This window comes from Nocardiopsis sp. CA-288880, assembly GCF_050955985.1.
Taxonomy (GTDB): Bacteria; Actinomycetota; Actinomycetes; order Streptosporangiales; family Streptosporangiaceae; genus Nocardiopsis; species Nocardiopsis tropica.
In genome coordinates, this window is record NZ_CP192105.1 from 2,483,125 (window position 1) to 2,498,829 (window position 15,705).

The following is a 15,705-nucleotide window of genomic DNA, read 5'->3' on the forward strand; positions in this document are numbered from 1 at the left end:
AGGGGTGTGAGACAGCCCGGACCGCCGGTTGCGCCCGTACCCGGGCCGGGGTACGGGCGCAACCGGGTTCACAGCCAGCGGGTGAGCTTCTCCCGAGGGGTGTCGGGGTGGACCCACCAGAGGCCGACCTCCTTGTGCCACCTCGCCTTGACCGCCCGTTTGGCGTCCTCCTTCTCCGGCTTGGGCACGTTGAGGTACAAGCGGTTGTTCACCACCTTGCCGACCTCGGGGACGGGGCCGTACGACGTCCCCTCTGCGCCGGCTGCGGGCTGCCAGCCCTTCCACGGTTTCAGCTCTTTGTCCTGCTGGGCGGCCTCCACGATCTTTCGGACGCGCGCGCACGCCCCGGGGTCCGTCAGGCGCATCATCAGATCCGTGGCGCCGGGGCTGGCGAGCAGGTTGAGCGATCCGTGCCAGAGGACGGTGTCGTCGAGGATCATCACCTTCTCGTGCATGCGCGGCCGCAGGGCGATCTCACACCCCTTCCCGCGCAGGTCGCGGATCAGACGCTCCTGGCGTTCGCCGTCGTCCTGCCGGGAATCGCTCGGAGGGCGTGTGCTGACGATGACCCGCACCCCCTGCTCCACGCGTGGGGACAGGCGTTTGAGCCAGCGGTTCACCGGCTGGACGTTGAGGAAGGGGGAGAAGATCTCGATGCTCTTCGAAGCTTCGCGGATGTCCCATTCCACGGCCTTCTCGACCTCGTCGGCGGGGAAGAACGCCGGTCGGCCGAGTTCTTCCTCGCTCAGCCCGCCGAGCTCGTCGGCGCTGCGGATGGGGATGAGGTCGCCGACCGGGATGCGCTGCGCCGTGTTCTCCAGTACGGCGAGCATGTGCAGGGCCTCGCTGCCGGGCTTCACGTGCTTTCGGAGGTACTCGACGTCGGCCACCACCACCAGGTGGTCCTGGGCCCGGCTCAACGCCACGTTGAGCAGGCGGGTGGTGTCCGAGGCCAGGCCTGTGCCCTCGTAGAAGTTGCCGGGCTTCTCCCCTGAACCGGCCACGGTGTCCAGGATGACGAGGGGGCGCTGGCTGCCCTGGAACCGGTGCACGGTGTCGGCCAGCCCTTCGTACTCCTCCCCGAAGCGGAGCTTCAGGCTGCTCCGCAGGTGGTTGACCTGGTCACGATAGGGGGAGATCACCGCCATCAGCTCAGCGGGCGAACCCGGCTCCTGGTTCTTGCGCGCCGGCAGTACCGAGTCGAACTGGAGGCCGCGGACCAGTTCGTGGATGACGGCCTCGTGCACCGGGTTCGACAGGTGTTTCTTCCAGCCCCGGAGCGGGATCCGGCGGGACGACGTGTCCACCAGGACCACGGAGCGTTCCAGGAGGGGGGAGACCGGCAGGCGGGAGTCATCAGGGCGCCCGGTGGCCAGCGGGGCGTCGGGATAGGCGACCTCGTTGACGACCTCGCAGATGCCGGGACGCATCCGGTACTGGACCCCTAGGCTGACCAGGCGCGGGTCCTCCTTCACCGTCCCGGCGGAGTCGATCAGGCCCGCGGCGTGGAAGGCGTCCCGGTCCATCCACCGCTCCGCGTGGACCTTCGCCTCGGGCTTCAACGCGGAGGAACCCTTTCCCTGCGTGATTGCGGGAAGCTGCCGGAAGTCCCCGGCCACCACCACCCGCTTGCCGGCGAGCCCGGCGGCACACCAGGCCGAGGGCAGGTTGACCATGCCGGCCTCGTCGATGATCACCGTGTCCACCTGGTCCAGGAGGCGGTTCGACTGCAGGGCCTTGGCAAGCGTCGTACCCATCACCCGACACGTCGAGCGGATCGTTTCGAGGAGCCGTGCCCGTTCCTTGTTGACACTGTCGAGCTCGGAACCGGCCCTCTGGATCGTCTCGTCGAGCTCCGACGCCGACGGCAGTCCCTGCACTGCCTCGGCGGCCGATTTCCAGGCACGGTCGAGTGCCCGAACCTTGTCGGTGGCCTCTTCAGCTCTGGCCTCAGCCGTGGCGAAGCCCTGTGCGGCCCCCTCCGACTCCTGGCACAGAACCTGTCGGCGTTCCGTCAGAGCAGCGATCTGAGCGGCTTTGCGGCGGGCCAAAAAGCCAGAGGGGGTACCGAGCTGCCGGATACTCTCGTCCACCTGCCGCAGGTCCGCTCGCGCGCGGGTCGCCTCCGCATGGAAACGGGACGCCTCACCTGTAGCCGTCCGCTCCACTGAACGGGCGTGGGCCAGTGCCGACTTCGCAAGGGCCGCCCGCTCATGGACCGACTTCTGCTCGCGGGTGAGTCCGAGGAGATCCTCCAACTCCTGCGCCCGGGTGGACAGCTTCTCGCCCAACCGGCCGGCGATCATCTCGGCATCGATCACCGAACCGAAACGCTCGCGGAGCGAAGCCACCTCGATCTCCCCGGCTCGCTGGACCAGGCCCCGCGCGAAGTCCTCCTCCCCCTCCAGGAGCTCGCACATGCGTTCCAGGGCCTGGTCGACCGCGACCTTGGTCGGCGCGAGGAAGAGCACCCGCTCACCGAGACGGTAGGCACCCTCGGCGATGTGCGACACCACTTCTGTCTTTCCCGTGCCGGGCGGCCCCCAGACGAAGGTGATGTCGCTGCCGAGCGCTTGTTCCACACCCCGGCGCTGCTCCTGGTTCAGGGGCAGATCGGAGTATCCGGCGATGAGGGTGTGGGGGCGGGCTGCACGTGCCACCCGTGGGGCGCCCAGGCCGACGATCCACCCGGCCGTGGTCGTGTTGACCGGACCGGGATTCTGCCCGCTGTCACTGATCCGGTCCGCCAGCGACCTGAGCGAGCGGGTCTCGTCCTCGCGGAGCATGACGTTTCCGGGGTGGTCGCCCAGGTCGGCATCGGTCGTGACGAGGATCTTGTTCTGGGGCTGTCGTCGTGCCGAGGCCCGGTGCCAGCTGCCCCGGGACCTGGACGGGCGGACCAGCACGTGGTCGGAGTCCAAGGACTTCTTCCACTTGTCGCAGGTGAAGTGGTATTCGTACGGGGTGCCGTCGCCGCCGGATCGGACTTTCTTCCCTCCTTTGAGGGACACATGGTCCTTGCCGGAGGCCTTGTCGGCGAGGACCGCCTTGACCTCGTTCTCGATCGCGGTGATGAACTGGTCGGCGGGTTCGGGGAGTGTGCTCGGGGAAGTCACAAGACCCTTTCGGGATCGTTGGCACGGAGGGAACCAGCGTTCAGGAGTATGCCCGAGGCCGGTGACGTTCCGGAGGTTCCCCGGTTCGGAGAGTACGCTCCGCGTTCGGCCGCGTCGAGGGTTCTTCCTCATGGCGGCGTTCTCAGCAGGGCCGGAGGCGTTGGCGGGCGCCAGTATTCCGTGTGCCGCGACTGAGAGGGGGAACGGCTCAGGCACCGGTCCGGGTATTCGTGGACCCCCGGTAGTCATGGCCCGCGTCCGGATCCAGCACCGGCCAGGGCGCGGAGAGACCCCTCGGCCCCCGGCCGGGGCCGGTCACACTGCGGCGCGCCTCGCCCCCTCCCGGAACACGCGGCCGAACACCAGGGGCGCCGCCAGGAGCAGGGCCCCTCCGGCGACGAACGGCACGTGGAGCCCGAACCCTCCCAACAGGCCGCCGGTGAAGACCCCCAGGAGGACGGAGGCCTGGGCGAGGAGCATGCGGGCCATGGACGCGCGCCCCAGGATCGGCATCGGCGTCACCGCCTGGAGGATGGAGGCGGCGCTCACGGAGATCGTCGTCGCCGCCAGGCCGAACACGCCGAGTGCGAGGGCTCCCACGACAATGTGGGGGAAGAGCCCCATGGTCAGCAGGACCCCGCCTCCGAGGACGTGGGCGACGATGAGCAGGGGCCCGTGGCCGCACCACCGCCCCAGCGGGGCGCACAGGAACGAGGCCGCGAGCGCGCCCACCGCGGACAGCATCGTGTAGACCCCGAACAGCGCTTCCGGGACGTCGAGGGTCCGGGTCACGTAGAGCACCAGGATGGCCGACACCCCGCCGGTGGCGAACCCGGAGAAGGCGGCGGCCACGGCGAACCCCCGTTGGACGCGGTCCTCCCTGACGAACCGGAGCCCGTCCAGCGCCTCGCGGGTCAGCGAGGCGCGAGGCGCATCCGGGGCCCGTTCGTCCTCGTCCTTCCCCTCCCCGCCGAGGGAACGGGCCGCGACGGCCGCGGAGAGCAGGAACAGCGCCCCCACCAGGTAGGCCCCCGCGTTGAACAGCAGAGCCGTCCCCGTGGAGAGGGCGAACAGCAGGCCCGCGATCGGGCCGCCGAGGAAGTCCGAGGCCACCACACGCGTCCCCTGCAGGCGGCTGTTGGCCCTGATCAGGAGGTTCCGCGCGACCAGCGCGGGGAGCAGCGCCCGGGCCGAGCCGTCGTGGAAGACCTCGCAGACCGCCAGGGCGAGGACGAAGAGGCACAGCCCCCAGACGGGGACCGGGCCGAACCAGGAGAGCACCGCGAGCACCCCGAGCAGCACGCAGCGCAGGAGGTTGCCGACGACCATGGCGCGGCGCTTGTCGATCCGGTCGATCAGCGCCCCGGCGTGGAGGCCGAACAGCAGCCAGGGGGTGTAGGCCGCCGCGGTCAGCATCGAGACCGCGAGGGGGTCGGAGGTCAGGGCGGCGGCCATGAGCGGGAAGAGGGTCAGGAGGACGCCGTCGCCGAGATTGGCCGACGTGTGTCCGGCCCAGAAGCGGTGGAAGGCTCCCCCCAGCCCCACCGCCGGCGGATCGCCCCTGGTCTGCGAGGAGTCGATGTCCATGCGCCTACTCGAACCTGGCCTTCCGGGAGCCCTCCAGACTCATCGGCGGGTGTGAGAGGACCGCGTCCCCGTTGGCGTCCACGGCGGGGACACCTGCGGAGAGGACGTACAGCGCGGTCTCCCGGACCCCGTCGACGCCCAGCAGCTCCTCGACGGCCGAGTCGTTGAAGGCCGCGGTCTGGAAGGAGCCCAGCCCCAGCGCCGTCGCCGTCAGGACGAAGGTCTGGCCGAGGTGCCCGGAGTTCATCAGCATGACCCGGTAGGCGCGGGGATGCCGGTACTTGAAGCTCAGGCGTGGGACCACCGCGGTCAGGACCACGGAGAAGGGCGCTTCGCCCACCCCCGACTGCGAGTCGCACGCACGGGTCAGGCTGTCCCGGAACTCGCCCTCCCTGAGCAGTTCCAGGGAGTGCTCCCGGACGTTGTAGTGGTATATCCCCGGGGCGATCCCGGCTACGCCGGTGACGACCGTGTACGCCTCCAGTTCGTGACGGGCGCCGCCGGCGGGGCTGGTGCGCAGCATGAGGGCGCCGAACTGCTGGGCGTCGATGAAGTCCTTCACCCCGAAGGTCATCGCCATGAGGGTCGAGAAGACCTCCCGTCCGACAGGCGCGTCGGCGAAGTCCCGATGGGTCCTCCTCCGGTAGAGGACCTCCCGGTAGGAGCGGCCGGGATCTTCCTGGTACCGGGGGAGGAAAATCCTGTCCGCGTCCTTGTACTCCTTGAACAGGGGAGGCGACGGGTCCTTGGTGAGCTCATCCCGGATCTCGTCGGTGCTCTCCGTGAAGGGGGCGTCCCTGGTGGAGAAGTGGAACGAGAGGCCCTCCCTCCCCCAGGGCGCCCAGGCGTCGAACCCGTCTGTGCCGCTTCCGGCCCCGTCCTGCTCCTCGGATTCGAGGAATCCCAGGGAGGAAAGGGAGGACGCCGCACTGCCCAGGACGTCCTCGTCCAGCCCCAGTTCCTGTGCGACATCAGAAACGGAACGCAACTCGGAAAAGCTGTGGAGAACGCTCGCGGTGATCGGATCGGTGCTGATTTTCACCTTGGTCAGAGGATTCTTGACGAAGAAACCGGATGCGTCCCAGAAGCATTCGAGATGTTTTACCGACCTGTACTTCACAGTGGTGCTCCCTGTAAAAGGAGGAGGTCGGCCCCGCCGGGGGGCCGACCTCCTCGGGCCGCGTGCTAGCTGGGGCTGAACTGGATGATGATGGTCAGCTCTTCGACGGGCTCGATCTTGATCATGGCCTTCTCCTTAGCTGTTGGAACGGAGTTCCAACTGGGGGATTTCCGCGGTCAAGCCACGGAACCTGTACGTCGGGCGACGTACAGAGCCTTGGGGTGTCTTCCGTCGTCCAGGCCGTCCTCCAGAGCCCCTCCGTGGAAACCGCGGACGGAGACGAACTCCAGGCCGGCGGAGGCGATGCTCGCGAGGATCCGCTCGTGCGTCAGGTGACGCAGCCGGTGCCGTGTGACGGAACGCTCCCAGAGGTCGCCCGCCACCCGCGAGAAGGAGTCCACCTCGAGGTCGATGGCCTCGCCGGGGGAGAATTCGGCCGGCGCCAGCGGCGAGAAGGAGATGAACCCGTTGTCGGACCTGCGGATGTTGGGAGCCTGGGAGAGCACGCGGAAGGACAGCTCGGTGTTCACTTCCACGATCAGGAGGCCGTGGGGGACCAGCACCCGCGCAGCCTCGGCGAAGGCCGCGTCCAGCTCCTCGTCCCCCGAGAGGTAGTGGAACACCTCGCCCGCGGAGATCGCGGCATCGAATGTCGAAGGCGGGAGGGGGAGGTCGGTCAGCCCTCCGACGAGAAAACCGATCCCCCGCATCTCCTCTTTGCCCTCGGCCGCCGCCACCATCGCGGGCGAGAGGTCGACTCCGGTGACCCTGTATCCGCTCTTGTGGAGTTCCACAGAGCTGTTTCCGGTGCCGCAGCCGAGGTCGACAAGTCGCTCTCCCGGTGCGCCGAATTCTTTCAGGAGATCACTGAAAAGATTCATCCAGCGGTGGTAGTCGGAAGTTCTCGATGTCGCGTCATATTGGCTGGCAAGCCCTTCATAGGCTTCCAGGGGAGACGCCGAGGGGGGATGAGTGGAAATCTTCGGCCTCCAAAATCAACCCTGAGGTTATTGAGTAAAAATTATGGTAGGCCCTAACTTCGGTCAAGGATCTGGCCACATACGGACAGCGGGAGAACGGCGGTGCATCCAAACTGGTGATATCCGGAGAAGGGTCATGCGGCCGAGTTTTTCCAAGGAAACAGGGGGCTGGTGTCGGCGGGAATAAGACGCTATGGGCCTGACTTGACCCCGGACAGTTGTGAAGATCCCGATAGGGCATAACCCATGACGGGATCGTCCCCTGAACCGGCGGCTCCGCGTCGGTCCCGGTTCTGCTGTGCCCGCGACGTCCCCCGCCGCGCGGTCGAGCCCATCGGCCGATGCTCCCATCGGTTGTGGCCGCGTCGCCGGCTCGGAGAAGCCGGAGGGGCAGTGGACGGGCGGTCGCCCCGGGCCCCATCGGGACCGACACGCCACGCACGGGCCCTACCCGAGCCCCCACCTGCGGGAACCTACAGTCGGTGGCAGCCCGGAGGTGGCCGACGGGTGTGCCGAGGGGCCGGGACAGGGGGAACGCGTGGCCTGTGACAGGAGCGACCAGGAGCGGGCCTACGCCCTGCTCGACCTGGGGGACGAGATCGTCCACGCCCGGGCGCTGCAGATCGCGGCCGAGCTGGGCATCGCCGACCTCCTGGCTTCGGGACCCCGCTCGTCCGAGGATCTGGCGGAGCGCACGGACTCCGACCCGGGGGCCCTCCACCGCATGATGCGGCTGCTGGCCTCCCGCGGCCTCTTCCACGAGACCGGGCCCGGTGTCTTCGAGCTGACGGAGACGGGCGGCCCGCTCCGCTCCGACCACCCGGCGTCCGTGCGTTCCGTCCTGGCACTGGCCGGAACGGTGGCGCCCCTGGTCCTGGGGGGAGTCCGGCACAGCCTGAGCACCGGCGAGGCCACCTTCCCCGTGGTCGCGGGGGAGCACATCTACGACTACATGGCACACCACCCCGAACACGGGCGCCTGTTCGACGAGGCGATGCGGGAACTGACCCGGGTCGCGGTGCCCGCGGTGCTCGACGCCTACGACTTCGCGGGCGCCTCCCGCATCGTCGACGTCGGGGGCGGATCAGGGGCCCTGCTGAGCGCGGTCCTGCACCGCGAGCCCGGCGCGAGCGGGGTCGTCTTCGACACCCCCGGGGTCGCGGACTCCGCCCGGGAGAGGATCCGGGACGAGGGCCTGGCCGACCGGTGTTCGGTGGTCGGCGGGGACTTCTTCCGCGAGGTGCCGCCGGGCGGCGACCTCTACGTGCTGAAGTGGGTCCTGCACAACTGGTCCGACGAGCGCGCGACCGCCATCCTGCGCAACTGCCGAAGGGCCATGGGCGAGGACGCGAAACTCCTCCTTGTCGAGTCGGTGCTGCCGTCGGACGGCGCTCCCCACCCGGGGAAGGCCATGGACCTGTCCATGCTCGTCCTCTCCGGCGGCCGGGAGCGCACCGGGGAGCAGTTCGCCGAACTGCTGGCCGGGGCGGATCTGGAACTCCGACGCGTCGTCCCGACCTCTTCGCCGCACAGCCTCGTCGAGGCAGTGCCCCACTGACCCGATCCTGTCGCTCACTGCTTCCCGCCGGGGAGGGCAGCGGTCGGGCTCAGGGTCCCTCACCGAGCCAGACCGGGGTGATGTCCACCGTGTGGAACCGCCAGGCCGTGCCCACACGCCGGTAGGTGTTGTCGTACCAGCCGCCGACCGACCACCAGTCCGTGGGGTCGTTCGCGCTGCGCAGGTGGACGGCGTGCATGGAGGAGCGGGACGTGGCGCGGTCGCCGTCGACCTCCACCCGGTGGTTGCCGCTCAGGTGGTGGGTCCGGTGGTAGTGCCCCAGGTCGGCCTCCACGTACTCGGCCAGGCCGAGGCGGCCGCGGTGCTCCCTCCCCGGCATGCGGAGGACCCCGTCCTCGGTGAACAGCGCCGCGTAGCCGGTGAAGTCCCGGTCGTCGAGGCGGCGGACGAACTCGTCCAGCAGGTCGCAGATGTCGGAGCGGTCGAACAGCGAGCGCAGGCGCGCGGTCTCCTCGTGCACGGTCCCTCCCCGAGTTCGGTGCGGCGACGCGGTTCACGTGCCCTGGAGCAGGGCGGTGTACAGGGTCAGGCCGGGGCCGAAGGTCATGGCGACCCCGTGCTTCCCGGGAGCCAGAGGGGTGGTGTCCTGGAGTTCGGCCATGACGAGCGGGAGCCCGGCGGAGGAGCAGTTCCCGTACTCCTGGAGGACGTGCCGGGAGGCCCGGGTCGCCGCGGGGCCAAGGGAGAGGCTCTCCTCGGCGGCTTCGATGATGCGCCGGCCGCCGGGGTGGACCGCCCACCAGTCGACGTCCCCGGGGGTCAGCCCGTGCGGGGAGAGCAGGTCGGCGACCAGGCCGGGCAGGCTGGTGGCGATCAGGTCGGGGATGGCCGCGGAGAGGCCCATCCTGAACCCCTGGTCCCCCACCTCCCACGTCATGTGCTCCTCGTGCCCGTGGTCGGTGTGGGAGGCCAGGTCCAGCACGAGCGGCGCGGGGTGGTCCGCGGGCCGGCCCGCGTCCCCCTCGACGACCAGGGCTACGGCCGCGTCGCCGAACAGGGAGTTGATGACGAACTGCTCCACGTCCCACGGCGGGGGCTGGAGGTGCAGCGAGGACAGTTCGAGGCTGAGGAGCACCGCGGGTTCCGGGTGGCAGCTCGCGAAGTCGACGCACGCGGCCAGGCCGGGAAGCGCGGCGAAGCATCCCATGTGGCCGACCACGAGCCGCCGGGTGGAGGGCCGCATCCCCAGGTCGCGGAGCAGCCGGGAGTCGACCCCGGGGGTGCCGTAGCCGGTCGAGGAGACGAGGCACAGCAGGCCGACCTCGTCGGCAGGGACCCCTGCCCGGTCGAGCGCTTCCCCGACCGCTTCCGTCGCCAGGGGCAGGCCCTCGTCCTGGAACCGGCGCATCCGGGTGGACGTGGACCAGCGTGAGCCGTCCTCGACACGGGGGTCGATCACCAGATGGCGTTTGCGGATCCCCGAACCCGCCAGGATCCTGCGCAGAAGCCGCTCCCCGGGGTGGTCGGCGGGCAGCAGACCGGGCAGCTCCGACTGGTCCAGGGCAGCGGGCGGCAGGGCCGTACCGATACTGCTGATCTGCACCGCTTCCATGTCGAAGCCTCCTCGCCGCACCGGTGGACGCCGTACCGCCGTGCCCGCCGGGTACCCGCCGCTCGCCCCGGCCGGGGGATGTGCCCCAGTTCCTCCCTTTTGTGTACTTCTCTACCCAGAATCACGGTGTGCCCCCTGGTCAGGGCCGTGACACGCTTCCTTCCACGACAGCCTCCGCTGTGTCGCCGGCCGTGCCCGCCGGGATTCCGATCCGTGTGGACCAGGGCACGGGCGGACGAGCGTTCCCCAACCCCCACCGGGCGCGCGGTGTCGGTGGGATGTGGTTGTCTCACCCCATGGGTGTTGAGATCGAGCGGTTTCTGCGGTTGGTGCGAGCGCTGCCGGGGTGCGAGCACACGGAGTCGGACCGGTACACGACGTTCCGTGTGCGCGGCAAGCCGTTCGGCTACCTGTGGCCGGACACCGCCACCGTGGGGCTGAAGCAGACCCTGCTGGAGCAGACCGCGCTCGTGGCCGAGCGGCCCGAGGTGTTCGAGGTGCAGTTCACGGCCGGCGGGTTCGGCTGGGTGGTCGTCCACCTGGACGGGATCGACCTGGACGAGCTCAGCGAGCTCACCCTGGAGGCCTGGTACCTGACCGCGCCCGAGGAGCTGCTCACCGTTCCGCCGACCCCGGCGACCCTGGTCGAGGCCTGACCCGGATCTCGGGCAGCCGAGCCCCGGCCTGCTCATCAGGGCTTTGCACTCTCGGCCCCGGCCCGGCGGGCCGGGGCCGAGCGAAGGTCAGCAGAGGTAGGGGAGCAGCTCACGGAGGACGTGGGCGGCGTTGCGTGCGGCCAGGTCGTGGCTGTCGTCGTTCTTCTTCTGGTCGGCGTTGTCGGAGATCCCCCGGACCACGAGCCAGCTCGGATTGGTGCTGCCGCCCACGGAGTTCTCCTGCCAGTACTGGCTGAGCCCTCCGGACTCCATGTCCACGGCCAGGACCTTGTCGTTGTAGTGCTTCAGGTATCCGCGGACCTCGCTGTCGCGGGCCGCGATCACGGCTTCCCCGGAGCCGATCAGCCCGGGGAGGGCCGCGTAGGGCTCGGTCTCGTAGCCGGGCGCCTGACCCCGCAGGGGAGCCGGAGAGCCCCGGTCGCTGAAGTAGGCGTTGACCGCGTGGACGATCTCGGCCGGCGCCTCCCTGTCCTCCCCGCGGTGCTGCACCGACTCGCCTTCGGTGATCTTGCGCTGGTCGTAGTAGACGACACGTGTGGAGACGATGACGTTCCCGATACGGGCGTCCACGGGGTCGAGTCCTCCTCCGATCCCCAGCAGGACCCACCGTTTGGGAGCGAACCGGCTGCCCAGGTGTCCCAGGGTCGACATCACCGAGCGCTGTCCGGGGCTGTGCGTCTGCATGGCGGCGATGCGCAGGGTCTGGTCGCCCTCCCGCACCGTTCCGGTCCGGAAGTAGAGGCCCGTGCTGTCGCGTTCCGAGCGGAGTGCGAAGGCGTCGACCACGGCCCGTGTCTCCACCGGCAGGATCGTCACCACACCCAGGTCCCAGCGGTCCGTCGCGGTGGAGCCGGACTCCTCGGCGGGTGTGGGGAGCGCGGTGGGCGGGAGCGTGTTGGTGACGCTGGCTCCATGCCCGACCGCGTTACCGCTCATATGGTTGCTGCCGCCTTGATTGACGATGCCCTGGTTTCCCGCCGGGACGCTGTGGTGGTTCATGCCGCACTTCCGTTCTGTGTTGAGCCAGCTGGGGGCTGCTGTGAGAGTGCCGTGTTGTGGGTCTGGGCGTTACTGCCGACCGACGAGTGGGAGATCTCGTTGTTGCCGCCCAGATTGAGGATTCCGCTGTTGACGATCTGCGTCGCCCGGTTGTTGAACTCGGAGGTGTCCACATCCGAGGCTGTGAGAAAGTCGCTGGCGGCACGAAGGAGCCTGCGCTCGATCGTCTTGATCTGGCCCAAGAGCCGTGTCTTCTCGAACTGCACCTTGCGCCACTCCTGTGCGGGGTGCTCGCGCACGCTGAAGCGGGTACCGATGAGGACATTGCGAATGGGGGAGTGGGTGAGCTCGGAAGGCAGTACCAGGGCCTTCGCCAGCACCCAGGGGTAGCGGAACACTCGTGGGGACGACTCGACCAACCGCGGTAGCCGTATCAGCTCTCGCAGTGCAGCACGGAGTACGGCGCCTTTTCCGTACTGGCCGAATTCGTTGACCTGCTGGAACTTTCGTGGTGTGCGGGTCAGTACGCACGCGGCGAAGGACAGGCTCAACGTACGGCCCTGCAAGTTCACCTGGAGCAGGACGGTGGCGGTGAGCTCGGAGCCCGCCTCGGGAACACTCACCTCCAGGAAGTGGTGTCGCGAGGCGCTCTGTCCGTCGATGATCCGGCGCATGGCCGCGGGGCCCACCGGCTCCTTCAGTAGTTCACGATCGATCGAGACATCGGTTTCCGCGATGTACACGCGATCGCGCACCTCTACAGGAAGGCGCACGTCCTCCTGGTCCCAACGCAACTGTTCGACGGAGCCGCGCAGGTAGTCCACCAGCTCGTGTGCACGAAACGGAGGGGTCTCGTACTCGCGTTCGTGGAGGGGCTGCTCATCGCTTCCGGGGCGCAAAAGGGGGATGCTCATCGGGGGATTCCACTGGTGGATGAGTTCGCCGGCCCCGATGAAGGGGGAGTCGTCGCCGAAGAGCGTGAAGACGGCTTCTTCGTCGTCCTCGCCGTTGTCGTGCGCCGGACGTTGGTACACCACGCACGCGTGGTCCTGTTGGGCGTCAACTGCCTTTTCCCTGGGTGAGATGCATCGGGGACGTAGATCCACGCTCTCCCTGACCTTGTTGATCCGGATCTGGCTGAGCGTCCCCGCAAGTACGGCTGAGACGGGCACCGTCAGCAAGAGGAGCGCCGACAGCAGGGCCTGGCCGGGAAAGGAACCTGTGAGCAGGACCCAGGCCGCCGCGATGGTGAGCAGACCCATCCCTGTCTTCTGCAGGGCTGCTTTCTCCCAGCGCTTGCCTCGCCATGCTTCGGGAGAGAGGCGTGCACGGGAGGGCTTCTTCCTCTTGGACAACGGGCTCAGCGACGGCCTGTCGAAGGAGATCGCGACTGAGAGCTGGCAGGCACGCCTCAGGAGTATGAGGGAGGCGAGCGCACACAGCGACAGCAGTACCGAGACGATCTGTCCGCCTACGAGGGGCACGAGGACGCACGCGGCGATCGCCAGACGGGGTAGAGCCTGCAGGTGAGTGGCCCACCAGGCATGGCGCATCACCGGGACGAGGTCGAACCCGTAGGAGGGGGCGACGCGGCGGTAGGGGGCGGTGCAGACCTCGTCGATGACGAGGTCGCGGAACTCCTCGTCGACGTACGTGCCGATGCACAGGTGGTGGGTTGCGCCAGTGGGAGTCTCGGAGGCCTCACGGCCTGGTGGGGTCTGGACAGCGCTCATGGGGCTCCCCGTTCAAGGAAATGGTCAGTTGGACCTTAACTCTGTATCGAGTTTTGGTCAAGGCGACTCTAAGGAGTGTTGGTGGATCGAGGGTGAGAGGGCGCGGGGTGCTTTCGCGCCTCGGCATGCCGACATCATCGCGACGGGGTGTGACAGTCCAGTGCCTCAACGTGCTGGCCTGTGTGGATCCCGTGCCGAAGAGGCCGGCTTCGGCACGCCGTGCCCTCGTCGAAGGGAACAGGCCGGTTCGGGGCGGTTGGCTTCGGCTCGGCCGAGGGGCTGCGCCGCCACCGTCTTCGGGATCCGACCCCGGACGGTTGTCGCTATGGCTGGTCACGGCGCTGGGAGTGCTGCCTCGGCCTCGGGAGTTCGGCGCCGTCCGCCTCGGGGCGCAGCCCCGGGGAGGGAAACGCCGAGGTGGCCCGAGGCCCTCCGACGCGAGCCCGTGTAATCCACCTGGTCGTCCGGAGCGTCGCAGAGGTGTGCGTCCGTCCGGTGGGTCTGCCTTCCGGCTCGGACGCGGTGCCGTGTCCGCCGCTTCAGGAGGGCACGGCGCCTCCTCAATTCATCCCCCCGGAGGTGCGCGTGCTCTCCCAGAGGCGCTTGCGGCAAGACCAGAACCCCCAACCGCCCCGGATACGGTCCGCCGTTCCCGTCGTCGAGAGCGGTGGGCACGACACGGCGGCGCCGGTTCCCGGCTGACGAGGTGCTGCCGCACGTGTGCGGCGGTCCCTGGTTCTCTCTTGTCGTTTCCCTTGTCCGGGATTTCACGAAGGGTGTGTCATGCAGTTCGAAGAGAAGGTGTCGGCGCTCGCCTCCAAGGTGCAGAAGCAGCGTGACATGACCCAGACGGAGGAGGCGGCGAAAAACGCCTTCGTCATGCCCTTCATCGCGACCATTCTCGGCTACGACGTCTTCGACCCGCGTGAGGTGGTTCCCGAATTCACCGCGGACGTCGGCATGAAGAAGGGCGAGAAGGTCGACTACGCCATCGTGCGCGACAACGAGGTGCAGATCCTCATCGAGTGCAAGAAGGCGAACGGCGAGCTGAAGGTGGAGCACGCCTCCCAGCTCTACCGCTACTTCTCCGTTACCAACGCCCGGATCGCGGTCCTCACCAACGGTGTGGAATACCAGTTCTACACCGACCTCGAAGCGCCCAACCGCATGGACTCCAAGCCGTTCATGGTGCTCGACTTCAGTGATGTCGACGAGAGCCTGCTCCCCGAACTGCGCAAGCTGACGAAGGAGACCTTCGACCTGAACTCCGTGATCGACGCCGCGGAGAAGCTCAAGTACCTCGGTGCGATCAAGCGCACCCTGGCCGAGGAGTTCCAGGACCCGGAGGACGAATGGGTGAAGTTCTTCGCCAGCCGCGTCTACGACAAGTCCTTCACCAAGCGGGCTCGTGAGCAGTTCACACCGCTCGTCCGGGAGGCCGCTGCCGCCTTTCTCGACGACCAGGTCAACATGCGGTTGAAGAAGGCGTTGGAGTCCACCCGCCCGCAGACGGAGGCGGAGAAGGAAGCGGTCGGCAGCCGGGAGGCCGCCGACGAGGACCTGGAGCGCGGCACCGGTATCGAGACCACTCTGGAGGAGCTGGAGGGGTACCAGGTCGTCAAGGCGATCGCGTGCAGCGAGGTCAAGCCGCAGCGGATCGCCCACCGCGACTCCAAGAGCTACTTCGCCATCCTCCTGGACGACAACAACCGCAGGCCGATCGCACGCCTGCACTTCAACGCCCGGTCGAAGAAGTACCTCGGTGTCTTCGACGCGGACAAGAACGAGACGCGCCACCTGCTCGGGTCGATCGACGACATCTACCTCCACGCGGACAGGATCCGCGAGGTGGTGCGGAGCTACCTGGCCTGACGTCGTGCCGACGGCTCCCGCGTCGGCTCTGCGCCGCTGTAACCGCCGGACCGCCAGGGGCGTCCGGCGGTCTTTTCCCGTGCGGACCGGAGGGCCCCGTCCGTGGGACTTGCGCCGGGACAGGCCGGAGCGGTCTGTCCCGGGCCGGTGCCCGAGGGATCGACGACCCGCTCACATGGGGCCCGGGTCGTGGCCGGATCTGTCCCTGTCCGCTGCCGGCGCGAGGCACCCCGGTCACGACGCCGCTTCTCTCCCCGGTGAGGAGATGTCGCCACCTGTTCGTTCCCGCCGATCCCGCGCGCACCGGTTCTCCCGAACCGCCCGGCCGAGGAAGTCCAAGTGGTTTCGAAATATTTCGAAAAAACGGGCCTGAGTCCCGGCTCGGTGTGCCGGTAGCTGGTGGGATGATCCGGATTTCGCTTTCTACAACCATCTGAACTGGACCTTTGGCAATCCATGGTGCGCATGAGTTTACGAAACATTTCGGAAA

11 protein-coding genes are annotated in these 15,705 nt (G+C 68.4%); 3 read left to right on the forward strand and 8 right to left on the reverse strand.

Features of this window, described 5'->3' with window-relative positions; genetic code table 11:
• Positions 1-68: 68 nt before the first annotated feature.
• The 4 genes from ACQPYD_RS10725 to ACQPYD_RS10740 all read right to left on the reverse strand — a co-directional run bounded on the left by ACQPYD_RS10725 (position 69) and on the right by ACQPYD_RS10740 (position 6,704).
• Positions 69-3,116: an AAA domain-containing protein gene (locus ACQPYD_RS10725; RefSeq protein WP_433700834.1), complete on the reverse strand. Its 3,048-nt coding sequence runs from the start codon at positions 3,114-3,116 to the stop codon at positions 69-71.
• 315 nt (positions 3,117-3,431) lie between these two features.
• On the reverse strand, positions 3,432-4,703 hold the full coding sequence (locus ACQPYD_RS10730) for an MFS transporter (RefSeq protein WP_433700835.1): 1,272 nt from the start codon (positions 4,701-4,703) through the stop codon (positions 3,432-3,434).
• Between the two features lie 4 nt (positions 4,704-4,707).
• Positions 4,708-5,745: a SagB/ThcOx family dehydrogenase gene (locus tag ACQPYD_RS10735; protein ID WP_433700836.1), complete on the reverse strand. Its 1,038-nt coding sequence runs from the start codon at positions 5,743-5,745 to the stop codon at positions 4,708-4,710.
• A gap of 254 nt (positions 5,746-5,999) precedes the next feature.
• Entirely contained in the window at positions 6,000-6,704 is a 705-nt protein-coding gene (locus ACQPYD_RS10740; protein ID WP_433700837.1) for a class I SAM-dependent DNA methyltransferase, read from the reverse strand.
• Between the two features lie 637 nt (positions 6,705-7,341).
• On the opposite strand from ACQPYD_RS10740, the gene ACQPYD_RS10745 reads away from it, so the two are divergent.
• The gene (locus ACQPYD_RS10745; RefSeq protein WP_433700838.1) at positions 7,342-8,361 is read left to right on the forward strand and encodes a methyltransferase; all 1,020 of its coding nucleotides are present in this window, start codon (positions 7,342-7,344) and stop codon (positions 8,359-8,361) included.
• 49 nt (positions 8,362-8,410) lie between these two features.
• On the opposite strand, the gene ACQPYD_RS10750 is transcribed toward ACQPYD_RS10745, so the two are convergent.
• Entirely contained in the window at positions 8,411-8,842 is a 432-nt protein-coding gene (locus ACQPYD_RS10750) for a nuclear transport factor 2 family protein (protein ID WP_433700839.1), read from the reverse strand.
• A gap of 33 nt (positions 8,843-8,875) precedes the next feature.
• Entirely contained in the window at positions 8,876-9,934 is a 1,059-nt protein-coding gene (locus ACQPYD_RS10755; RefSeq protein WP_433700840.1) for a type III polyketide synthase, read from the reverse strand.
• A gap of 296 nt (positions 9,935-10,230) precedes the next feature.
• On the opposite strand from ACQPYD_RS10755, the gene ACQPYD_RS10760 reads away from it, so the two are divergent.
• Positions 10,231-10,590 carry an MmcQ/YjbR family DNA-binding protein gene (locus ACQPYD_RS10760; protein WP_433700841.1) on the forward strand — a complete coding sequence of 120 codons (360 nt, stop codon included), beginning with the start codon at positions 10,231-10,233 and terminating at the stop codon, positions 10,588-10,590.
• A gap of 87 nt (positions 10,591-10,677) precedes the next feature.
• Here the strand turns inward: ACQPYD_RS10760 and ACQPYD_RS10765 are convergent, their stop codons facing one another.
• Both ACQPYD_RS10765 and ACQPYD_RS10770 read right to left on the reverse strand, forming a co-directional pair.
• The gene (locus ACQPYD_RS10765) at positions 10,678-11,610 is read right to left on the reverse strand and encodes a hypothetical protein (protein WP_433700842.1); all 933 of its coding nucleotides are present in this window, start codon (positions 11,608-11,610) and stop codon (positions 10,678-10,680) included.
• Positions 11,607-13,343, reverse strand: a complete 1,737-nt coding sequence (locus tag ACQPYD_RS10770) for a hypothetical protein (RefSeq protein WP_433700843.1) — start codon at positions 13,341-13,343, stop codon at positions 11,607-11,609. Before ACQPYD_RS10770 ends, ACQPYD_RS10765 begins: the two co-directional genes overlap by 4 nt.
• Positions 13,344-14,126: 783 nt before the next feature.
• Here ACQPYD_RS10770 and ACQPYD_RS10775 point away from each other — a divergent pair.
• Positions 14,127-15,215, forward strand: coding sequence for a type I restriction endonuclease (locus ACQPYD_RS10775; protein ID WP_433700844.1), 1,089 nt, complete (start codon positions 14,127-14,129; stop codon positions 15,213-15,215).
• The last annotated feature ends 490 nt before the right edge of the window (positions 15,216-15,705 follow it).

Bases quoted from the DNA above. Each gene is read 5' to 3' on its own strand.
- ACQPYD_RS10755 (WP_433700840.1), bottom strand. From the start codon at position 9,934: ATGGAAGCGGTGCAGATCAGCAGTATCGGTACGGCCCTGCCGCCCGCT.
- ACQPYD_RS10775 (WP_433700844.1), top strand. From the start codon at position 14,127: ATGCAGTTCGAAGAGAAGGTGTCGGCGCTCGCCTCCAAGGTGCAGAAG.
- ACQPYD_RS10740 (WP_433700837.1), bottom strand. From the start codon at position 6,704: ATGAATCTTTTCAGTGATCTCCTGAAAGAATTCGGCGCACCGGGAGAG.
- ACQPYD_RS10765 (WP_433700842.1), bottom strand. From the start codon at position 11,610: ATGAACCACCACAGCGTCCCGGCGGGAAACCAGGGCATCGTCAATCAA.
- ACQPYD_RS10770 (WP_433700843.1), bottom strand. From the start codon at position 13,343: ATGAGCGCTGTCCAGACCCCACCAGGCCGTGAGGCCTCCGAGACTCCC.
- ACQPYD_RS10730 (WP_433700835.1), bottom strand. From the start codon at position 4,703: ATGGACATCGACTCCTCGCAGACCAGGGGCGATCCGCCGGCGGTGGGG.
- ACQPYD_RS10760 (WP_433700841.1), top strand. From the start codon at position 10,231: ATGGGTGTTGAGATCGAGCGGTTTCTGCGGTTGGTGCGAGCGCTGCCG.